Here is a 19,479-nt window from a genome sequence, read left to right as displayed (position 1 = left end):
CCGGCCCGCCTATCCTGGTGGCCGCGGAGAAGCCGTACCCGGAGCCGGCCGAGAAGGGAACCCCTTGAGCAGCGTGCAGCAGATCCCCGTCGTCATCCTCGCGGGTTTCCTGGGGTCGGGGAAGACGACCCTGCTCAACCACTTGCTGCGCAGCGCCCGAGGGACCCGCGTCGGCGTCATGGTCAACGACTTCGGCTCCATCGAGATCGACGCCATGACCGTCGCGGGACAGGTCGGCTCGACCGTCTCCCTGGGCAACGGCTGCCTGTGCTGCGCGGTCGACGCGAGCGAGCTGGACACCTATCTGGAGGTCCTCACCCGGCCCTCCTCCCGCCTGGACGTCATCGTCATCGAGGCGAGCGGCCTGGCCGAGCCGCAGGAGCTGGTGCGGATGATCCTCGCCAGCGAGAACCGGCGCGTCGTGTACGGCGGCCTCGTCGAGGTCGTCGACGCCGCCGAGTTCGACGCCACCCGGGAACGGCACCCCGAGACCGACCGGCACCTGGCGATCGCCGACCTCGTCGTCGTCAACAAGGCCGACCGCGTCGGTCCGGACGAACTGCGGCGCGTCCACACGGCGGTCGCGGACCTCGCCGGCCGGGCGGCGGTGATCGACGCGGCGTACGGCGGGGTCGACCCCGAGTTCCTCTTCGACCGGGCCGCCCGCACCGACGACGGCGGCCCGCGCCAGCTGACCTTCGAGGACCTGGACGACCTCCGCACGGACGAGGACGACCACCCGCACGCGGCCTACGACACGGTCTCCTTCACCGCGGACCAGCCGATGCACCCCCGCCGGCTGCTGGACTTCCTCGACTCGCGTCCCGAGGGCCTCTACCGGATCAAGGGCTTCGTCGACTTCGGCGCCGCCGACCCCGCCAACCGCTACACCCTGCACGCGGTCGGCCGGTTCCTCCGCTTCCACCCCGAACCCTGGCCGCGCGGCGAAGAGCGCCTCACCCGGCTCGTCCTCATCGGTTCCGGGACGGACGGCGACGCCCTCCACAAGGCCCTGGACGGCTGCCGCGTCACCGGACCGCGGGACGCCCCGGAGGAGCACACCATGTGGGGTGTGCTGCGTTACGTACCCGAGCCCGAGTCCGGGGGCGCTCCCGCCGACGCGCCGTAGCCGGCGGACGCCCCGCCGGGGCGGTGCCCGGCGCTCCTCCGGCAGCGGGTGCCCGGCCCCGCGACGCAGGGCGCCGGCCGGCCCGCCCCTCGGCGGCCCCGCCCCGCGCAGCGGTCGCCTACGAGGCCGGACCCGCCAGCACCTCCACCTGCTTGACCAGCGGCGTGCCCGAGCCGTCCCGGCGCGGATCGATCTCCGGCAGTTCCACCGGCGTGCCGTTCTTCTGCGCCGCCCTGGCCGGGGCCGCGCCCGCCCAGGCCAGGACCAGCGCGTCCTCGCCCTTCAGGAACCGCTGGCAGCGCACACCGCCCGTCGCGCGGCCCTTGCGGGGGTACTGGTCGAAGGGGGTGAGCTTCACCGAGGTCGCCGCCGTCGGGTCCAGCGCGCCGGAGGAACCGGCGGCCGTGAACACCACGGCGTCCGCCGCCGGGTCGACCGCGGTGAACGAGATCACCTCGGCGCCCGCCGCCAGCTTGATGCCGGCCATACCGCCCGCCGGACGGCCCTGTGGCCGCACCGCCGAGGCCGGGAACCGCAGCAGCTGGGCGTCGGAGGTGATGAAGACCAGGTCCTCCTCGCCCGTGCGCAGCTCGGCCGCGCCGACGATCCGGTCGCCGTCCTTGAGACCGATGACCTCCAACTCGTCCTTGTTCGCCGGATAGTCCGGCACCACCCGCTTGACCACGCCCTGGAGCGTGCCGATGGCCAGACCCGGCGAGGACTCGTCCAGGGTGGTCAGGCACATCACCGCCTCGTCCTTCTCCAGCGTCAGGAACTCCGACACCTGCGCCCCGCCCGACAGGTTCGGCGCGGACGCGGTGTCCGGCAGCTGCGGCAGGTCGATCACCGACAGCCGCAGCAGCCGCCCGGACGACGTCACCACGCCGACCTCGCCGCGCTGCGTCGCCGGCACCGCCGAGACGATCACGTCGTGCTTGGTGCGCTTGCCGCCGCTGTCCGGCAGCGGCTCACCGCTCGCCGTACGGGCCAGCAGGCCGGTCGACGACAGCAGCACCCGGCACGGGTCGTCCGCGACCTCCAGGGACGCCGCCGCGACCGGCGCGCCCGCCGACTCCAGCAGCACCGTGCGCCGCTCCGTACCGAACTTCTTGGCGACGACCGCCAGTTCCGAGGACACCAGCTTGCGCAGCTCGGCGTCCGACTCCAGGATCCGGGTCAGCTCCTCGATCTCGCTCCGCAGCCGGTCGCGCTCGCCCTCCAGCTCGATCCGGTCGAACTTGGTGAGCCGGCGCAGCGGGGTGTCCAGGATGTACTGCGTCTGGATCTCGCTCAGCGAGAAGCGCTCGATCAGCCGCTCCTTGGCCTGCGCCGAGTTGTCGCTGGAGCGGATGACCCGGATGACCTCGTCGATGTCGAGCAGCGCCACGAGCAGGCCCTCGACCAGGTGCAGCCGGTCGCGCTTCTTGGTGCGCCGGAACTCGCTGCGGCGCCGGACCACCTCGAAGCGGTGGTCCAGGTAGACCTCCAGCAGCTCCTTCAGGCCCAGCGTCAGGGGCTGCCCGTCGACCAGCGCCACGTTGTTGATGCCGAAGGACTCCTCCATCGGCGTCAGCTTGTAGAGCTGCTCCAGGACGGCCTCCGGGATGAAGCCGTTCTTGACCTCGATGACCAGCCGCAGCCCGTGCTCGCGGTCGGTCAGGTCCTTCACGTCGGCGATGCCCTGGAGCTTCTTGGCCGCCACCAGGTCCTTGATTTTCGCGATCACCTTCTCGGGGCCGACCGCGAAGGGCAGTTCGGTGACGACCAGGCCCTTGCGGCGGGCCGTCACGTTCTCCACGGTCACCGTCGCGCGGATCTTGAAGGTGCCGCGGCCGTTCTCGTACGCGTCCCTGATCCCGGACAGGCCCACGATCCGGCCGCCCGTCGGCAGGTCCGGACCCGGGACGTACCGCATCAGGGTGTCCAGGTCGGCGCCCGGGTGCCTGATCAGGTGGCGGGCGGCGGCGATGACCTCGCCCAGGTTGTGCGGGGGCATGTTGGTCGCCATGCCGACCGCGATCCCGGAGGCGCCGTTGACCAGCAGGTTCGGGAAGGCGGCGGGCAGCGCGACCGGCTCGCGCTCCTGCCCGTCGTAGTTCGGGTTGAAGTCGACCGTGTCCTCGTCGATCGACTCCGTCATCAACGACGTCGCGTCCGCCATCCGGCACTCGGTGTACCGCATCGCGGCCGGCGGGTCGTCGTTGCCCAGCGAACCGAAGTTCCCGTGCCCGTCCACCAGCGGTAGGCGCATCGAGAAGGGCTGCGCCATGCGCACCAGCGCGTCGTAGATCGACGCGTCACCGTGCGGGTGGAGCTTGCCCATCACCTCGCCGACGACCCGGGCGCACTTGACGAAGCCGCGCTCCGGGCGCAGCCCCATCTCGTTCATCTGGTACACGATGCGACGGTGCACCGGCTTCATGCCGTCGCGGGCGTCCGGCAGGGCCCGGGAGTAGATCACCGAGTACGCGTACTCGAGGAAGGAGCCCTGCATTTCGTCGACGACGTCGATGTCGAGGATCTTCTCCTCGAAGTCGTCGGGCTGCGTGGTCTTCGTGCTGCGGCGGGCCATCGCGGCTGCGGCTCCTTCACCAACATGGTTGATCTGACGCCGACCATTGTGGACCGTCCCACTGACAACGCCGACCGCGACCCGGAAGAGGGACGGCGGCGGAATCCGGGAACTTCGCCGGGTGCCGCTCCGCTTGCATACAGTGGCAGGACTTCCACAGCGGTCCCGCAGCAGGTCGCAGCAGGTGCATACAGTGGCGGAGGACGTCCGCCGCGACCCGCGGGCGGGCTTTTTCATCAAGCGATCGAAGGGACGTACATGCCCATGGGTCACACGGCCACAGCCCAGGCCGGCTCCGGCGGCCTGACAGCGACCGAGCACCGCCTGGCCAACGGCCTGCGCGTGGTGCTCTCCGAGGACCACCTGACCCCGGTCGCCGCGGTCTGCCTCTGGTACGACGTCGGCTCACGCCACGAGGTCGAGGGCCGCACCGGTCTCGCCCACCTCTTCGAGCACCTGATGTTCCAGGGCTCGAAGCAGGTCCAGGGCAACGGCCACTTCGAACTGGTGCAGGGCGCCGGCGGCTCGCTGAACGGCACGACCAGTTTCGAGCGGACCAATTACTTCGAGACCATGCCCGCCCACCAGCTGGAGCTGGCGCTGTGGCTGGAAGCCGACCGGATGGGCTCCCTGCTCGCCGCGCTCGACGACGAGTCCATGGAGAACCAGCGGGACGTCGTCAAGAACGAGCGCCGCCAGCGGTACGACAACGTTCCCTACGGCACCGCCTTCGAGAGGCTGACCGCCCTCGCCTACCCCGAGGGCCACCCCTACCACCACACCCCGATCGGCTCCATGGCCGACCTGGACGCCGCCACCCTCGAGGACGCGCGGCACTTCTTCCGTACGTATTACGCGCCCAACAACGCCGTCCTGTCGGTCGTCGGCGACATCGACCCGGAGCAGACGCTCGCCTGGATCGAGAAGTACTTCGGCTCCATCCCCTCCCACGACGGCAAGCAGCCGCCGCGCGACGGGACGCTGCCCGAGATCATCGGCGAGCAGCTGCGCGAGGTGGTCGAGGAGGAGGTCCCGGCCCGCGCCCTGATGGCCGCCTACCGGCTCCCGCACGACGGCACGCGCGAGTGCGACGCCGCAGACATCGCCCTCACCGTGCTGGGCGGCGGCGAGTCGTCGCGGCTGCACAACCGCCTGGTGCGCCGCGACCGCACGGCCGTCGCGGCCGGCTTCGGCCTGCTGCGCCTGGCCGGTGCGCCCTCCCTGGGCTGGCTGGACGTCAAGACGTCCGCGGGCGTGGAGGTGCCCGACATCGAGTCGGCCGTCGACGACGAGCTGGCCCGGTTCGCCGCCGAGGGCCCCACGGCCGAGGAGATGGAGCGCGCCCAGGCCCAGCTGGAGCGCGAGTGGCTGGACCGGCTCGGCACGGTCGCCGGCCGGGCCGACGAACTGTGCCGGTACGCCGTGCTGTTCGGCGACCCGCAGCTGGCCCTGACCGCCGTCCAGCGCGTCCTGGACGTCACCGCCGAGGAGGTGCGGGCGGTCGCCCAGGCCCGCCTGCGCCCCGACAACCGCGCGGTGCTGGTCTACGAACCCACCGGCACCGCCCACAGCGAGCAGGAAGAAGAGGGGGCCGACCAGTGAGCGACGCAGCTGTGTCCCTGACGTCCATGGAGTTCCACCCGCAGCCCCGGCCCGGGACCGCCAAGCCGTGGGCCTTCCCCGCCCCCGACCGCGGCACCCTCGACAACGGCCTGACGGTCCTGCGCTGCCACCGCCCCGGCCAGCAGGTCGTGGCCGTCGAGATCTTCCTCGCCGCCCCCCTGGAGGCCGAGCCCGAGGGCCTCGACGGCGTCGCCACGATCATGGCGCGGGCCCTGTCCGAGGGCACCGACAAGCACTCGGCGGAGGAGTTCGCCGCCGAGCTGGAGCGCTGCGGCGCCACCCTTGACGCGCACGCCGACCACCCCGGTGTCCGGATCTCCCTCGAAGTGCCGGTCTCCCGCCTCTCCAAGGCCCTCGGGCTGGTCGCCGAGGCGCTGCGGGCCCCCGCCTTCGCCGACAGCGAGATCGAGCGCCTGGTCCGCAACCGGCTCGACGAGATCCCGCACGAGATCGCCAATCCCGGCCGCCGGGCCGCGATGCAGCTCTCCAAGGAGCTGTTCCCGGCCACCTCGCGCATGTCGCGCCCCCGCCAGGGCACCGAGGCGACCGTCGCGGGCATCGACTCCGCGGCCGTACGCGCCTTCTTCGAGGCCCACGTACGGCCCGCGACCGCCACCGCGGTGGTCGTCGGCGACCTCACCGGCGTCGACCTCGACGCGGTCCTCGCGGACACCCTGGGGACCTGGACCGGCGACACGGCCGCGCCGCGCCCCGTCCCGCCCGTGACGGCGGACGACACCGGCCGCGTGGTCATCGTCGACCGCCCCGGCGCGGTGCAGACGCAGCTGCTCATCGGCCGTATCGGCGCCGACCGGCACGACCGGGTGTGGCCGGCCCAGGTGCTGGGCACCTACTGCCTGGGCGGCACCCTCACCTCCCGCCTGGACAAGGTCCTGCGCGAGGAGAAGGGCTACACCTACGGCGTACGGGCCTTCGGGCAGGTGCTGCGCTCCGGCCCCGACGGCGGCGCCGCCATGCTCGCCATCAGCGGCTCGGTGGACACCCCGAACACCGGCCCCGCCCTGGACGACCTGTGGAAGGTGCTGCGCACCCTCGCCGCCGAGGGCCTGACCGACGCCGAGCGCGAGACGGCCGTGCAGAACCTGGTGGGCGTCGCCCCGCTCAAGTACGAGACGGCCGCCTCCGTCGCGGGCACCCTCGCCGACCAGGTCGAGCAGCACCTCCCGGACGACTTCCAGGCCCAGCTGTACGCGCGGCTGGCGGAGACGGGCACCGTGGAGGCCACCGCGGCGGTCGTCAACGCCTTCCCGACGGACCGTCTGGTCACGGTCCTCGTCGGCGACGCGACGCGGATCAAGGAGCCCGTGGAGGCTCTCGGGATCGGCGAAGTGACCGTGGTCACCGGCTGATTGACGCGACCTCGTCCTCCCGGGCGGGCGCCTCGCGGGGCCCCGGTACCGTTCGGTACCGGGGCCCCGCCATATGTCCGGTTTGTTGGGGAGATTCAGTGTCTGCGGTGTGGCGTGCGCTACAAAAAACCGTGTCTGTTTGGTGATTGAAAGATCGGCCGCTTAGCGTCTGATGCGCTGTCCGACCGGTACCCGTCGCATCCGCGGCACCGGGCAGCCATCGCCGAGTCCCCGTCAGGCGCGAGCCTGGGGAGCCGGGGACCCACGCAGTCCCTGGGGTGAATCGGACGCCTTCGCACCCGTGCGGAGGGGCCCGTAGGAGACCTTCCTGCTCCGAACCCGTCAGCTAACCCGGTAGGCGAGAAGGAAGGAAAGGATCAGCCACTTCATGGCGTTCACCCGTGCCACCGGGAAGCACCGTGCCCCGAGCCGTCTGAGCCGCAAGAGCGCGCACGTCGCCGGAGTCGCGGCCCTCGCCACCACCGGCGTCATCGGAACCCTCGCTTCCCCGGCTCTCGCCGCCGCCCCGGACGCCGCTCCCGGCTCGCTCGAGGACACCGGCCTCAACCAGGCGGTCATCACGGACACGCTGGCCGAGCAGATCGACGCCCAGGCCGAGGCCCAGGAGCTTGAGGCCCAGGAGGCCGCGGCCAAGGCGGCCGCCCAGGCGAAGGCGGAGGCGGAGGCCAAGCGCCGGGCCGAGATCCGGGTGGAGGCCGCCCGGGAGGCCAAGGAGCGCGCCGACCGCGAGGCCGAGCGCAAGCGGCTGAACGCCTTCCAGCCGCCGATCGCGGGCAGCTACGTCAGCACCGGCTACCAGACCGGCGGCGCCATGTGGTCCTCCGGCAGCCACACGGGCATCGACTTCCACGCCGCCTCCGGCTCCCAGGTGGTCTCCGTGGGCGCGGGCACCGTCGTCGAGGCCGGCTGGGGCGGCGCGTACGGCAACAACGTCGTGATCCGCATGAACGACGGCACCTACACCCAGTACGGCCACCTCTCCTCCGTCAGCGTCTCGGCCGGCCAGACCGTGATGCCCGGCCAGCAGATAGGCCTGTCCGGTTCCACCGGCAACTCCTCCGGGCCGCACCTGCACTTCGAGGCCCGCGCGAGCGCCGACTACGGCTCGGACATCGACCCCCTCGCGTACCTCCGCTCCCACGGCGTCAGCATCTGACCCCTCACGCCCGTCACCGAAGGCCCCGGTTCGTGCCGCGAACCGGGGCCTTCGGCGTGCCGGGGCCTTCCGTCGCAGGACTTCTGGCCAAAAAGAACTCCATGGATTCCCGGTGGCTGTCGGAAAGCGCCGCCCTCTGCAATAGAGTCACTCAACAAGGGTCGATCGGCTGAGTTTCGCGCGGATTAAGGTGGGGGTTCTGGTATGCGCATTCCCGCGCACTCGGTATGCACGGCGATCCGCGACGACATCGTCACCGGCGTGTTCGCGTGCGGCAGCCGGCTCACCGAGGAGCAGCTGGCCCGCCGCTACGGCGTCTCGCGCGTGCCGGTCCGCGAGGCGCTGCGCACCCTGGAGTCGGAGGGGTTCGTCACCACCCGCCGTCATGTCGGGGCGTGCGTCGCCGAGCCCACCGAGCAGGAGGCCGCCGATCTGCTGGAGATGCGGACGCTGCTGGAGCCGCTGGGCGCCGCACGCGCCGCCCAGCGCCGGACCGACGCCCACCTCAAGGTGCTGAGGGGGCTGGTCAGGCTGGGCCAGGACCGGGCCCGGCGCGGCCAGGGGGAGGACGTGCGCTCGCTGGGCGGCTGGTTCCACGAGACGCTCGCCCAGGCGTCCGGCAGCCCCGCGCTGACGGCGCTGCTGACCCAGCTGCGCCACAAGATCGCCTGGATGTACGTGGTCGACCAGCCCGCCCGGCCGGCCGAGGTGTGGGCGGAGTACGGCGCGATCGTCGACGCCGTGGCCCGGGGCGACGCGGAGCGGGCCCGCGCGCTCACCACCCTCCACGTGGAGCACGCGCTCTCCGCGCACCGGCTGCGGCGGATGGAGCGGCCGGTCCCGGCGGCCCGGCCGGCGGGGGGCGCGGTGAGGACTTCGCAACATCGCGTAAACACCGCGAGCGTCCGCAATTAACAGCGGTCCCGTATACAAAGAAGGGGCGATTTCCGCCGCGGAATTCCGCCTGCCTGAAAAGGGGCGCCCCGCCTCGCGCTTCCGCCGATTCCGCCGACGGGAACTGCTGCGACACGACCTCCGGAAACCCCGTCGTTTTTGTGAGCGCCGCGATGCCGGCGGCGGGCCGCGGGCGGGTGGGAAACAGCAAAGCCGTACCACCCGGTGTGCGGGGGGTACGGCTCGGCGGTGAGGCGGTGGCGCGACCGGACGGTCAGACCGTCTCGGGGAGCTCCTCGAGACCCTCGGCGACCAGCTTCGCCAGACGGTCCAGGGCGGCGTCCGCGCCCTCCGCGTCCGAAGCGAGCACGATCTCCTCGCCGCCCTGCGCGCCCAGGCCCAGCACCGCGAGCATCGAGGCGGCGTTGACCGGGTTGCCGTCGGCCTTGGCGATCGTCACGGGGACGCCGGAGGCCGTGGCGGCACGGACGAAGATGGAGGCGGGGCGGGCGTGCAGGCCCTCGGCCCAGCCGACGTTGACGCGGCGCTCAGCCATGGTGTTGCCCTTCGAGTCTCGGCGGTTGTCTAGACCAGTTGTCGAATCCAGTCTCTCATGTCCCACGGGGTGCTCGAACCGGCCGCCACAGGGCCGTCACGGCCGGTCGGCCGGCCTCACCCAGCGTTGTCCACAGCACCTCCGCGACCGGGCGCCCGCACCGTACCCTGGGCCCATGCGGACCCCGTCGGATCAGCCGGAACACGTGTACCCCGACCACTGGGAGGCCGACGTCGTGCTGCGGGACGGCGGCACCGCGCGGATCAGGCCGATCACCACGGATGACGCCGAACGCCTGGTCAGCTTCTACGAACAGGTCTCGGACGAGTCGAAGTACTACCGGTTCTTCGCACCCTACCCCCGGCTCTCCGCCAAGGACGTGCACCGCTTCACCCACCACGACTACGTGGACCGGGTGGGGCTCGCCGCCACCATCGGCGGCGAGTTCATCGCCACCGTCCGTTACGACCGGATCAACGCGCGGGGCCTGCCCGCGAGCGCCCCGGCCGACGAGGCGGAGGTGGCCTTCCTCGTCCAGGACGCCCACCAGGGGCGGGGCGTCGCGTCGGCGCTGCTGGAGCACATCGCCGCCGTCGCCCGCGAGCGCGGCATCCGGCGGTTCGCCGCCGAGGTGCTGCCCGCCAACAACAAGATGATCAAAGTGTTCACGGACGCCGGCTACACCCAGAAGCGCAGCTTCGAGGACGGCGCCGTCCGCCTCCACCTCGACCTGGAGCCCACCGACCGGTCCCTCGCCGTCCAGCGCGCCCGCGAGCAGCGCGCCGAGGCCCGGTCCGTGCAGCGGCTCCTCGCCCCCGGCTCCGTGGCGGTCATCGGCGCCGGCCGCGCCCCCGGCGGAGTCGGCCGCACGGTCCTGCGCAACCTCCTGGACGCCGGTTACACGGGCCGTGCCTACGCCGTGAACCACGCCCTGCCCGACACGACGACCACGCTGGACGGGGTGCCCGCCTTCCGCTCCGTCGCCGACATCGGCGAACCCGTCGACCTCGCCGTCGTCGCCGTACCGGCGGAGCGGGTGCCGGAGGCCGTCGCCGACTGCGGCGAGCACGACGTGCAGGGTCTGGTCGTGCTGACCGCCGGCTACGCCGAACAGGGCGCCGCGGGCCGGGACCGCCAGCGGGAACTGGTGCGCCAGGCCCGCTCGTACGGCATGCGGATCATCGGCCCCAACGCGTTCGGGATCATCAACACCGCGCCCGGTGTGCGGCTCAACGCCTCGCTCGCGCCGCACCCCCCGGCGGCCGGGCGGATCGGCCTGTTCACCCAGTCCGGCGCCATCGGCATCGCCCTGCTGTCCGGGCTGCACCGGCGCGGCGCCGGCCTGTCGTCCTTCATCTCGGCGGGCAACCGCGCGGACGTGTCGGGCAACGACTTCCTCCAGCACTGGTACGACGACCCCGACACCGACGTCGTCCTGCTCTACCTGGAGTCCATCGGCAACCCGCGCAAGTTCACCAGGCTCGCCCGGCGCACCGCGGCGGTGAAGCCGGTCGTCGTGGTCAAGGGCGCCCGGCACAGCGGCAGCGCGCCCCCCGGTCACGCCGTACCGGTCACCCGCGTCCCGCACACCACGGTCTCCGCGCTGCTGCGGCAGGCGGGCGTGATCCGCGTCGACACGGTCACCGAACTGGTCGACGCCGGCCTGCTCCTGGCCGGGCAGCCGCTCCCGGCGGGCCCGCGCGTCGCGATCCTCGGCAATTCGGAGTCGCTCGGCCTGCTGACGTACGACGCCTGCCTCACGGAGGGGCTCCGCCCCCGGCGGCCCCGCGACCTGACGACGGCGGCCACGCCGGAGGACTTCCGCACCGCGCTCGCGGAAGCCCTCAGGGACGACGCGTGCGACGCGGTCGTGGTCAATGCGATCCCCTGGGTGGGGGAGAGCGGGGCCACCGAGTCCGGCGACGGCGAGGTCCTGGCCGAGGCGCTGCGGGCCGCCGCCGCGGAGGCGCCGGCCAAGCCGGTGCTGGTGGTCCACGTGGAGATGGGAGCCCTCGCCGACGCCCTGGCCGCGGCCACCAGTACGGCGCCCGCCGCCCCGCCGAGGGCGCCGGCCGGCCCCGGCGCTCCGGCGGCGCGGGCAGCCGCCGCTCCCGGCGCGACCGCCGGCGCCGCGGCCACGCAGGCCCCCGGCCCCGACGCGGCCCCCGCACCCGGCGCTCCCGGCGGCGGGTACCGCATCCCGGCGTACCCGGCCGCCGAGCGGGCCGTCCGTGCGCTGGCCGAGGCCGTCAGGTACGGGCAGTGGCGGCGCCAGATCGCCGACCCCGGGCGGGTCCCCGAGTACGAGGGCATCGACGAGGCGGGAGCAGCCGCGCAGATCGAACGGACCCTCGCGCGGGACGTCGACGAGCGGGGCGTCACCCTCGCCCCCGACGCCGCCCACGAGCTGCTCGGGCGCTACGGCATCGCCGTACGCCCCACGCTGCCGGCGCCCACGCCGGACGAGGCGGTCCGCGCAGCCGCCGGCCTCGGGTACCCCGTCGCCCTCAAGACCACCGCCCCCCACCTCCGCCACCGCCCCGACCTCGGCGGCGTACGCCTCGACCTGGCCACCGAGGAGCAGTTGCGCACCGCGTACGCCGAGCTGACCGAGACCCTCGGCGGGCCCGAGGAACTCCAGCCGGTGATCCAGGCCATGGTCCCGCGCGGCGTCGACACCGTCGTACGCGCCGCGATCGACCCGGCCGTCGGCGCCGTGCTGTCGTTCGGCCTCGCGGGCGCGCCCTCCGAGCTGCTGGGCGACACCGCCCACCGTCTGGTCCCCGCCACCGACCGGGACGTCGCGGAACAGATCCGCTCCATCCGCACCGCCCCGCTCCTGTTCGGCTGGCGCGGGTCCGCGCCCGTCGACACCGCCGCCCTGGAAGAACTGCTGCTCCGGGTGTCCCGGCTGGTGGACGACCATCCGGAGATCGTCGCCGTCGGTCTGGAACCGGTGGTCGTCGCCCCGCGCGGCCTGTCCGTCCTGGGCGCCACCGTCCGGCTCGCCCCGGCCCCCGCCCGGACCGACCTCGGCCCGCGCAGGCTCCCCAGCTACTGACCCCCCACCGCCGCGCCGCCGGCCGGGCCCCACCGCCCCGCCCCCCACCGCACCCGCCCGCCACCGCCTTCGCCCGCCGACCCCCCGCCGAGCGCCGCGGCCGGTCACCTGCCCGGCTGCCGAGCGTCCCGCGCAGTCACCGCGCCCCCGTAGGATGGAGCCCATGGCGAAGACCGGTACGACGACCCAGGGGCTGCGCGCGGCGATCGAGCGCAGCGGCTACTACCCGGCCCTCGTGGCCGAGGCGGTGGAGGCCGCCGTCGGCGGGGAGCCGATCGCGTCGTACCTGGTCCACCAGGAGACCACCTTCGACGCCAACGAGGTGCGCCGGCACGTCACGGTGCTCGTCCTGACGAACACCCGTTTCATCGTCAGCCACACCGACGAGCAGAACGCCGACACCAGCTCCCCGACGCCGTACGCGACGACCTCCACCGAGTCGGTCAAGCTCGGCCGGATCTCGTCCGTCGTCCTCAGCCGTGTCGTCGCCAACCCGGAGTCGTACACCCCCGGCACCCTGCCGCGCGAGGTCGTCCTCACCATCGGCTGGGGCGCCGTCTCCCGGATCGACCTGGAGCCCGCCGCGTGCGGCGACCCGAACTGCGACGCCGACCACGGCTACACCGGCAACTCCACGGCCGACGACCTGAGCCTGCGCGTCAGCGAGGCCGGCGACGGCCCCGAGACGGTGCGCCAGGCCCTCGCCTTCGCCCAGGCGCTGTCCGAAGCCACCGCGGCCACCCGCTGATGGCCCAGCCCGCGCACACGGCGTCGGCCTGGCCCGACGAACCGGAGCCGCTCGCCCTCGACACCGCGCCCGTCCCCGAGTACGGCTCCGGCTCCCTCGCGGACCTGCTGCCCACCATCGCCGCCGGCCTCGGCGTGCCCGGCTTCGAGCACCGCATCGCCGAGCTGACGCCCGCCGACCGCACCTGCGTGTTCCTGATCGACGGCCTCGGCTGGGAGCAGATCAAGGCCCATCCCGACGAGGCCCCCTACCTGGCCTCCCTCCTCGGCAGCTCCCGGGGCGGCACCGGACGGCCGATCACCGCCGGGTTCCCCGCCACCACCGCGACCTCCCTCGCCTCGGTCGGCACCGGACGCCCGCCCGGCGAGCACGGCCTGCCGGGCTACACCGTCCGTGACCCCGCGACCGGCGAGCTGATGAACCAGCTGCGCTGGAAGCCCTGGACACCGCCGCACGCCTGGCAGCCCCACCCGACGGTCTTCCAGCTCGCCGACACCGTCGGCGTCCACACCGCGCAGGTGTCCTCCCCGACCTTCCGGGACACGCCCCTGACCAAGGTCGCGCTCAGTGGCGGAACGTTTCACGGCCGGCTCACCGGCGAGGAGCGGATGGACCTGGCCGCCGGGCAGCTGGCCGCCGGGGACCGGTCGCTCGTCTACACGTACTACAGCGAGGTCGACGGCAGCGGCCACCGTTTCGGCGTCGACTCCGACGCCTGGCGCGGCCAGCTCATGTGCGTGGACCGGCTCGTCCAGCGCCTCGCCGAGCAGCTCCCGCCCCGCTCCGCGCTGTACGTCACCGCGGACCACGGCATGATCGACATCCCGTTCGACGAGCGGTCCCGCATCGACTTCGACGAGGACTGGGAGCTGCGCGCCGGAGTCGCCCTGCTCGGCGGCGAGGGCAGGGCCCGGCACGTCTACGCGGTGCCGGGAGCCGAGTCGGACGTACTGGCCTGCTGGCGCGAGGTGCTCGGCGAGCAGTTCTGGGTGGCGAGCCGCGACGAGGCGATCGCCGCCGGCTGGTTCGGCCCGAGGATCGACGAGCGCGTCCACGGCAGGATCGGCGACGTCATCGCCGCCGCCTGCGACGACGTGGTCATCACGGCGTCCGTCAACGAGCCGAACGAGTCCGCCATGGTCGGCATGCACGGCTCGATGACCCCCCTGGAGCAGCTCGTACCGCTCCTCGAAGTACGTTCGTAAGCCCCGCCCCCACCGCGCCCTGACCCGAAAGGTCGTCACTTCCCCATGCCCGAGCTGGTGTTCTTCTCCGGAACCATGGACTGTGGAAAGAGCACCCTCGCTCTGCAGATCGAACACAACCGCTCCGCGCGCGGACTCCAGGGCATGATCTTCACCCGTGACGACCGGGCCGGCGCGGGCAAGCTCTCCTCCCGCCTCGGCCTGGTCACCGACGCCGTCGAGGCCGCCGAGGGCTTCGACTTCTACGCCTACCTGGTCGGCCACCTCTCCAAGGGCGGCCGCTGCGACTACGTGATCGCGGACGAGGCCCAGTTCCTCGCGCCCGAGCAGATCGACCAGCTCGCCCGCGTCGTCGACGACCTCGAACTGGACGTCTTCGCCTTCGGCATCACCACCGACTTCCGCTCCAAGCTGTTCCCCGGCTCGCAGCGCCTCGTCGAACTCGCCGACCGCGTCGAGGTGCTCCAGGTCGAGGCGCTGTGCTGGTGCGGAGCGCGCGCCACGCACAACGCGCGCACCGTCGGGGGCGAGATGGTCGTCGAGGGCGCCCAGGTCGTGGTGGGCGACGTCAACGCCGGCGACGAGGTCGGCGAGGTCGGGTACGAGGTGCTCTGCCGCCGCCACCACCGGCGCCGGATGACGGCCGCCACCGCCCGTGCCGCGGCCCTCTCCCCGGACGTGCTGCCGGTGCCGGCCGAGGAGTTCAGCGACCGGCCGACCGTACGATCGTGAAGACGGCGCCCTCCGGGTCCGCCACGGTCGCCAGCCGGCCGGCGGGTTCGTCGCGCGGCGCCAGCAGCACCTGACCGCCCAGCTCGGTCACCCGGCGCGCGGCGGCATCGGTGTCCGCCACCTCGAACCAGGTCATCCAGTGGGCGCCCCGGTCGCGCGGCAGGGAAGCGCCCATGCCGTGCAGGGATGCGACCGGCCGCTCGCCGACCTTCAGCATCACCACATCGGGTTCGGCCGAGACGACCGGGTCCAGCTCGTACCCGAACACCGTCTTGTAGAACTTGCTGACCGACTCCGTCTCCCGCGTCAGCAGCTCGTTCCACGCGGGCGTGCCGGGGTTGCCCACGACGGCGCCGCCGAGGTGCGCGGCGGCCTGCCAGACCCCGAAGACCGCCCCCGCGGGATCGGAGCAGATCACCAGCCGCCCCGCGTCGGCGGCGGTGAGCGGACCGACGGCCACCGTGCCGCCGCTGCACCGGATCGCCTCGGCGGTCTCGTCCGCGTCGTCCGTCGCGAGATACGGCGTCCAGGCGGGCGACAGGTCCCGGTCGGCGGGCAGCCGGCCGATGCCCGCCACGTCCCTGCCGCCGAGGAGCCCGCGGACGTACGGGCCCAGCAGTTGCGGGCCGGGTTCGAACCTCCAGCCGAACAGCTCCCCGTAGAACTCCTGCGTCGCGTCAAGGCGATGCACCATCAAGCTCACCCAGCAGGGTGTACCGGGTTCGTGCCGAGTCGCCTCGGTCATCGTCACTCTCTCCTCGGACCATCGTCGTGGCCGTACGGGGACCGGGCGTGCGCCGCGCCGGTTCGGGGCGCCGGCGCGGTTCCGCCACCAGCCGCGGACCGGCTCCACGCCCCGTCAGATGCTCGCACCGCCGACCGCGCGGTGCGTCCCGGCCGCGCCGTGGATCGGCGCGATTCCGCGAGAGGATGCCCGGAAAATCGATGCCTCACCCCCCGGCGGGACCTCAGGAATGGCCCGTCCGCCCGTCACGCCCGCTTCTGCGCGAGGATGGCGTCATGAACCCCATCATCTCGGCAGCAGAACTCGCCGACGAGCTGGCCGGAGCGCGCCCTCCGGTCCTCCTGGACGTCCGGTGGCAGCTCGGCGGCCCTCCCGGCAGGCCGGCCTACGAAGCGGGGCACATCCCGGGTGCGGTGTACGTCGATCTCGACACGGAGCTGGCGGGCCCGCCCGGTCGGGGCGGCCGGCACCCGCTGCCGGACGTGGCGGAGTTCGGCGCGGTGATGCGCCGCGCGGGTGTGCGCGCCGACTGGCCGGTCGTGGTCCACGACGGCGGCCAGGGGTGGGCGGCCGCCCGCGCGTGGTGGCTGCTGCGCTGGGCGGGGCACCCGGACGTACGGGTGCTGGACGGTGGCCTCGCCGCCTGGCGGGGCGAGCTGACGACCGACACGCCCACGCCGGTGCCCGGCGACTTCACGCCCGAGCCGGGCGCCCTCCCGCTGCTGGACGCGGACGGGGCGGCGGCGCTGGCGCGCGGTGGCCTGCTGCTTGACGCGCGGGCGGGGGAGCGGTACCGGGGCGAGGTGGAGCCGATCGATCCCGTGGGCGGCCACATCCCGGGCGCGGCGTCGGCCCCGACGACGGAGAACGTCGACGAGAACGGCCGGTTCCTGCCGGCCGAGGCACTGGCGGCCCGCTTCAAGGCGCTGGGCGCGGCCGACGCGTCGGAGGTCGGCGTGTACTGCGGCTCGGGTGTCTCCGGCGCGCACGAAGTGCTGGCCCTGGAGATCGTGGGCATCCGGGCGGCGTTGTACGCGGGTTCCTGGTCGGAGTGGTCGTCCGACCCGAGCCGCCCGGTCGCCACGGGCGCCGCCCGGGGCTAGCCCAGAGCGTGGCGCGCCCCGCCACCCCGTCCGCCCGACCGGTCGTCGCCGTCCCGCCCCCACCGGAGCGGGACGTGCGGCACCGAGGCTCGCGGCCGCACGAGCGGTCAGGCACCGTACGGAAACCCGGCATGAACCGTCCCGGCACCGGCGCCCGGCCGGTGCCGGGTCCAGGGATGCGCCACCGGACGGGACGCGACCCGCCCGGCGCACCCGGCGGTCGAGCCCGCCGCTACTCCTGCTTCTTGCGGCGGGTGCCGAATACGATCTCGTCCCAGCTCGGGACCGCCGCCCGCCGCCCCGGCCGGACGCCGTCCGCCTCCGCCTGGCGGTCGGTCGTACCCGTGAGCCGGTCGCGGTGACCGCTCACCGCGCGGGGCATCAGCACGTCCGCGTACGCCGAACCGGCGCCCGCCGAGGCGGCGGGAGCCGGGGGCTCCTCCGCGTCGGGGTCCTGGACGGGCTCGGCCACCGCGGGGTCGGTCACCGGGCGTTCGGGCACCACCATGTCGCCCCGGAAGCTCGGCACCGCCTCCAGCAGGCTGGTCAGCGAGTCGCGCTCGGGCTCCTCCTCCGGCTCGGGAGCCGGGACGGGAGCCGGGCGGTCGATCTGCCGGTCCAGGGCGCGGTCCAGCGGGCGGTCGCGCGGCAGGCGCGCGATCCGCGGGACGAACGGGAAGCTCGGCTCCTGGACGGCCACCGCGTCGTCGGTCTCACCGATCAGCGCGCGCGCCTCGTCGTCCACCGCCTGCACCAGCCGGCGGGGCGGGTCGTACGTCCAGCTCGCCGAGTGGACCTCACCCGCGACGCGGTAGACCAGCAGGACTTCCCATGTGCCGTCGTCGCGGCGCCAGGAGTCCCACACCACCGTGTCCTTGTCGGCACCGCGCAGCAGCAGCCGCTCCTGGACCGCCTCGCCCAGCTGCGGACCGGTGTTCTCGCCGGGCCGGCGCACCGGGGTCTTCCTGGCCCGCTCGGCCATGAAGGCGCGCTCCGCGAGGACGGGGCCCTCGAAGCGGCGCACCCGCTCGACGGGGATGCCCGCGAGCTGGGCGACCTCCTCTGCGGAGGCTCCGGCGCGTATACGCGCCTGGATGTCGCGGGGGCGGAGGTGGCTCTCCACCTCGATCTCGATCTGGCCGAGGCGGGCACGGTCGTTGCGCACGGCGGCGCGCAGCCGCTCGTCGATCGGAAGCGTGTACTCCGTGTTGTCAGCAGCCTTCAGCACCAGTCGTGTGCCGTCATTGGAGACGGCCACGACACGCAGTTCGGGCATGGGGACCTCCCGGGTGGTGCCTGCCGACGTCACCTGCGTCGCTGCTTCCGCTAGTCGAGTGTGGCCTGCCCGGGTGCAGCCTGCCACAACCTTGCCGAGTTGCCCGGCGTGTCGGGCGTGGGCCCTGGAACGCCGTTATGGCACGGTTACCTGTTCGCCACTCAGAGTGACCGTCGTGGTCATCCCGGGCGGCAGGTCGCCGTGCGGTGCTGCGGCGCCGCCGGAACGAGTGCCGTTTTCGGCCCCCTCCCGTTGGTCCCGGACGCCCGAAAGGGATCGGGGCCCAGGGCTCGCCACAGTACTCCATTCGGGCCACCTGGGTGGACCGGCGCGCCGTCGAAGTTCTCCCCGGGTACGGCAGTTGGATTCCCTGAACGGCCGTCATACGTGGCGACCTTCACACAATTCCCTGAAGTGGAACCATTCACTTCGCCCAAAGGTCTCTTCTCCATGCATGCTGGTACGGATGGGTGAATCGAAGAGGGAAACGGTCGAGAAGGTGTACACGCGTAATACCGGCACAGAAGGGGCAAGGGAGAAGAGGAGGCGGCTCGACCTGAACGCCGCCCAGGTCGCGGGGAGCGCCGTCGCGGCCGTCGTCGCCGCCAAACTCGCCGCCAAGATGGGCGTGTACGGCACTGTCCTGGGCGCCGGTGTGATCAGCGTCATCGCCACGTGCGGGGGGTCGGTCCTCCAGCACATGTTCAGGAGCACGGGGGAGCGGGTACGCGAGGTCGCGGTACCGGTCGGTCGGACCCGGCGCGGCCGCCGCGCGGAGGAGCGGCCGGGCCTCCGGAGGGAGTTCGGCGAGGCCACGGTGTACGGCACGCGGGTCCGTGGCCGGAAACGTTCGGCGATAGCGGCCGCGCTCGTCTTCGTCCTGGCCATGGCGGGCATCACCGCGTACGAGCTGATGTCCGGTCAGGACTTCAGCGGCGGCAGGGGGACCACCATCAGTGGCGTCGTACGGGGCGGCGACTCCGGGCACCGGCCGGCCACCACCCCGTCGCCCACCCACCCGGAACAGCGCCGGGGGCAGAGCCCGGACGGGAGCCCGGAGCAGCACGGGGACGATCACGACCCGTCACGGCAGCCGACGCCTCGACCGGGTGGCCAGGACTCCGGAGGGGACGGCGACACCGGTAGCGCGACCCCGGCGCCGGACCCGGCCGACCCCACGGACCCCACGCCGGCCCCGCCCCCGGATCCGACGGCGCCGGCGCCCACCCCGACCCCCACGCCGCCCGCCGCGGCGCCCTCCGCGGACGGGCCGACCGGGTGAGCGCGG

Annotated in this window: 15 protein-coding genes and 1 riboswitch; of the genes, 11 read left to right on the top strand and 4 right to left on the bottom strand. The window is 73.4% G+C overall.

The window, feature by feature from the left end; translation table 11 throughout:
* The first annotated feature begins 73 nt into the window (after positions 1 to 73).
* Complete coding sequence (locus IE109_RS25785; RefSeq protein WP_189553800.1) at positions 74 to 1,129, top strand: CobW family GTP-binding protein; 1,056 nt, start codon at positions 74 to 76, stop codon at positions 1,127 to 1,129.
* Between the two features lie 118 nt (positions 1,130 to 1,247).
* Here the strand turns inward: IE109_RS25785 and IE109_RS25780 are convergent, their stop codons facing one another.
* Positions 1,248 to 3,701 (bottom strand): DNA gyrase/topoisomerase IV subunit A, encoded by a 2,454-nt coding sequence (locus tag IE109_RS25780; RefSeq protein ID WP_189553728.1) that lies wholly within the window; start codon positions 3,699 to 3,701, stop codon positions 1,248 to 1,250.
* Between the two features lie 264 nt (positions 3,702 to 3,965).
* On the opposite strand from IE109_RS25780, the gene IE109_RS25775 reads away from it, so the two are divergent.
* From IE109_RS25775 to IE109_RS25760, 4 genes are all read left to right on the top strand, one after another.
* Complete coding sequence (locus IE109_RS25775) at positions 3,966 to 5,303, top strand: M16 family metallopeptidase (RefSeq protein ID WP_189553799.1); 1,338 nt, start codon at positions 3,966 to 3,968, stop codon at positions 5,301 to 5,303.
* Positions 5,304 to 5,329: 26 nt separating this feature from the next.
* A complete protein-coding gene (locus IE109_RS25770; RefSeq protein ID WP_189553798.1) occupies positions 5,330 to 6,694 on the top strand; it encodes a M16 family metallopeptidase in 1,365 nt (454 codons plus the stop codon).
* A 211-nt stretch (positions 6,695 to 6,905) separates the two neighbouring features.
* Positions 6,906 to 7,069: riboswitch (cyclic di-AMP (ydaO/yuaA leader) on the top strand.
* A 13-nt stretch (positions 7,070 to 7,082) separates the two neighbouring features.
* Positions 7,083 to 7,871, top strand: coding sequence for a M23 family metallopeptidase (locus IE109_RS25765; RefSeq protein ID WP_189553727.1), 789 nt, complete (start codon positions 7,083 to 7,085; stop codon positions 7,869 to 7,871).
* A 204-nt stretch (positions 7,872 to 8,075) separates the two neighbouring features.
* Positions 8,076 to 8,786 (top strand): GntR family transcriptional regulator, encoded by a 711-nt coding sequence (locus IE109_RS25760; protein WP_189553726.1) that lies wholly within the window; start codon positions 8,076 to 8,078, stop codon positions 8,784 to 8,786.
* Positions 8,787 to 9,039: 253 nt separating this feature from the next.
* Here the strand turns inward: IE109_RS25760 and IE109_RS25755 are convergent, their stop codons facing one another.
* Positions 9,040 to 9,321, bottom strand: coding sequence for an HPr family phosphocarrier protein (locus IE109_RS25755; protein WP_003981826.1), 282 nt, complete (start codon positions 9,319 to 9,321; stop codon positions 9,040 to 9,042).
* Between the two features lie 175 nt (positions 9,322 to 9,496).
* Here IE109_RS25755 and IE109_RS25750 point away from each other — a divergent pair, with 175 nt between their 5' ends.
* From IE109_RS25750 to IE109_RS25735, 4 genes are all read left to right on the top strand, one after another.
* Positions 9,497 to 12,382, top strand: coding sequence for a bifunctional acetate--CoA ligase family protein/GNAT family N-acetyltransferase (locus IE109_RS25750; RefSeq protein ID WP_189553725.1), 2,886 nt, complete (start codon positions 9,497 to 9,499; stop codon positions 12,380 to 12,382).
* A 163-nt stretch (positions 12,383 to 12,545) separates the two neighbouring features.
* Positions 12,546 to 13,130, top strand: coding sequence for a DUF5998 family protein (locus tag IE109_RS25745; protein ID WP_189553724.1), 585 nt, complete (start codon positions 12,546 to 12,548; stop codon positions 13,128 to 13,130).
* Positions 13,130 to 14,335: an alkaline phosphatase family protein gene (locus IE109_RS25740; protein WP_189553723.1), complete on the top strand. Its 1,206-nt coding sequence runs from the start codon at positions 13,130 to 13,132 to the stop codon at positions 14,333 to 14,335. Before IE109_RS25745 ends, IE109_RS25740 begins: the two co-directional genes overlap by 1 nt.
* Before the next feature lie 45 nt (positions 14,336 to 14,380).
* Positions 14,381 to 15,067 carry a thymidine kinase gene (locus tag IE109_RS25735; protein ID WP_189553722.1) on the top strand — a complete coding sequence of 229 codons (687 nt, stop codon included), beginning with the start codon at positions 14,381 to 14,383 and terminating at the stop codon, positions 15,065 to 15,067.
* Here IE109_RS25735 and IE109_RS25730 read toward each other — a convergent pair.
* Positions 15,039 to 15,812, bottom strand: coding sequence for a VOC family protein (locus IE109_RS25730; RefSeq protein WP_189553721.1), 774 nt, complete (start codon positions 15,810 to 15,812; stop codon positions 15,039 to 15,041). The genes IE109_RS25735 and IE109_RS25730 overlap by 29 nt on opposite strands.
* A 275-nt stretch (positions 15,813 to 16,087) precedes the next feature.
* On the opposite strand from IE109_RS25730, the gene IE109_RS25725 reads away from it, so the two are divergent.
* Positions 16,088 to 16,915, top strand: a complete 828-nt coding sequence (locus tag IE109_RS25725; RefSeq protein ID WP_189553720.1) for a sulfurtransferase — start codon at positions 16,088 to 16,090, stop codon at positions 16,913 to 16,915.
* A gap of 232 nt (positions 16,916 to 17,147) precedes the next feature.
* On the opposite strand, the gene sepH is transcribed toward IE109_RS25725, so the two are convergent.
* A complete protein-coding gene (gene sepH / locus IE109_RS25720) occupies positions 17,148 to 18,191 on the bottom strand; it encodes a septation protein SepH (protein ID WP_189553719.1) in 1,044 nt (347 codons plus the stop codon).
* 466 nt (positions 18,192 to 18,657) lie between these two features.
* Here sepH and IE109_RS25715 point away from each other — a divergent pair, with 466 nt between their 5' ends.
* Complete coding sequence (locus IE109_RS25715; RefSeq protein WP_189553718.1) at positions 18,658 to 19,473, top strand: hypothetical protein; 816 nt, start codon at positions 18,658 to 18,660, stop codon at positions 19,471 to 19,473.
* The last annotated feature ends 6 nt before the right edge of the window (positions 19,474 to 19,479 follow it).

The organism is Streptomyces lavendofoliae (assembly GCF_014649735.1).
Taxonomy (GTDB): domain Bacteria; phylum Actinomycetota; class Actinomycetes; order Streptomycetales; family Streptomycetaceae; genus Streptomyces; species Streptomyces lavendofoliae.
The sequence above is the reverse complement of the archived record's forward strand: the minus strand, read 5'-3'. Positions and strand labels throughout refer to the sequence as shown.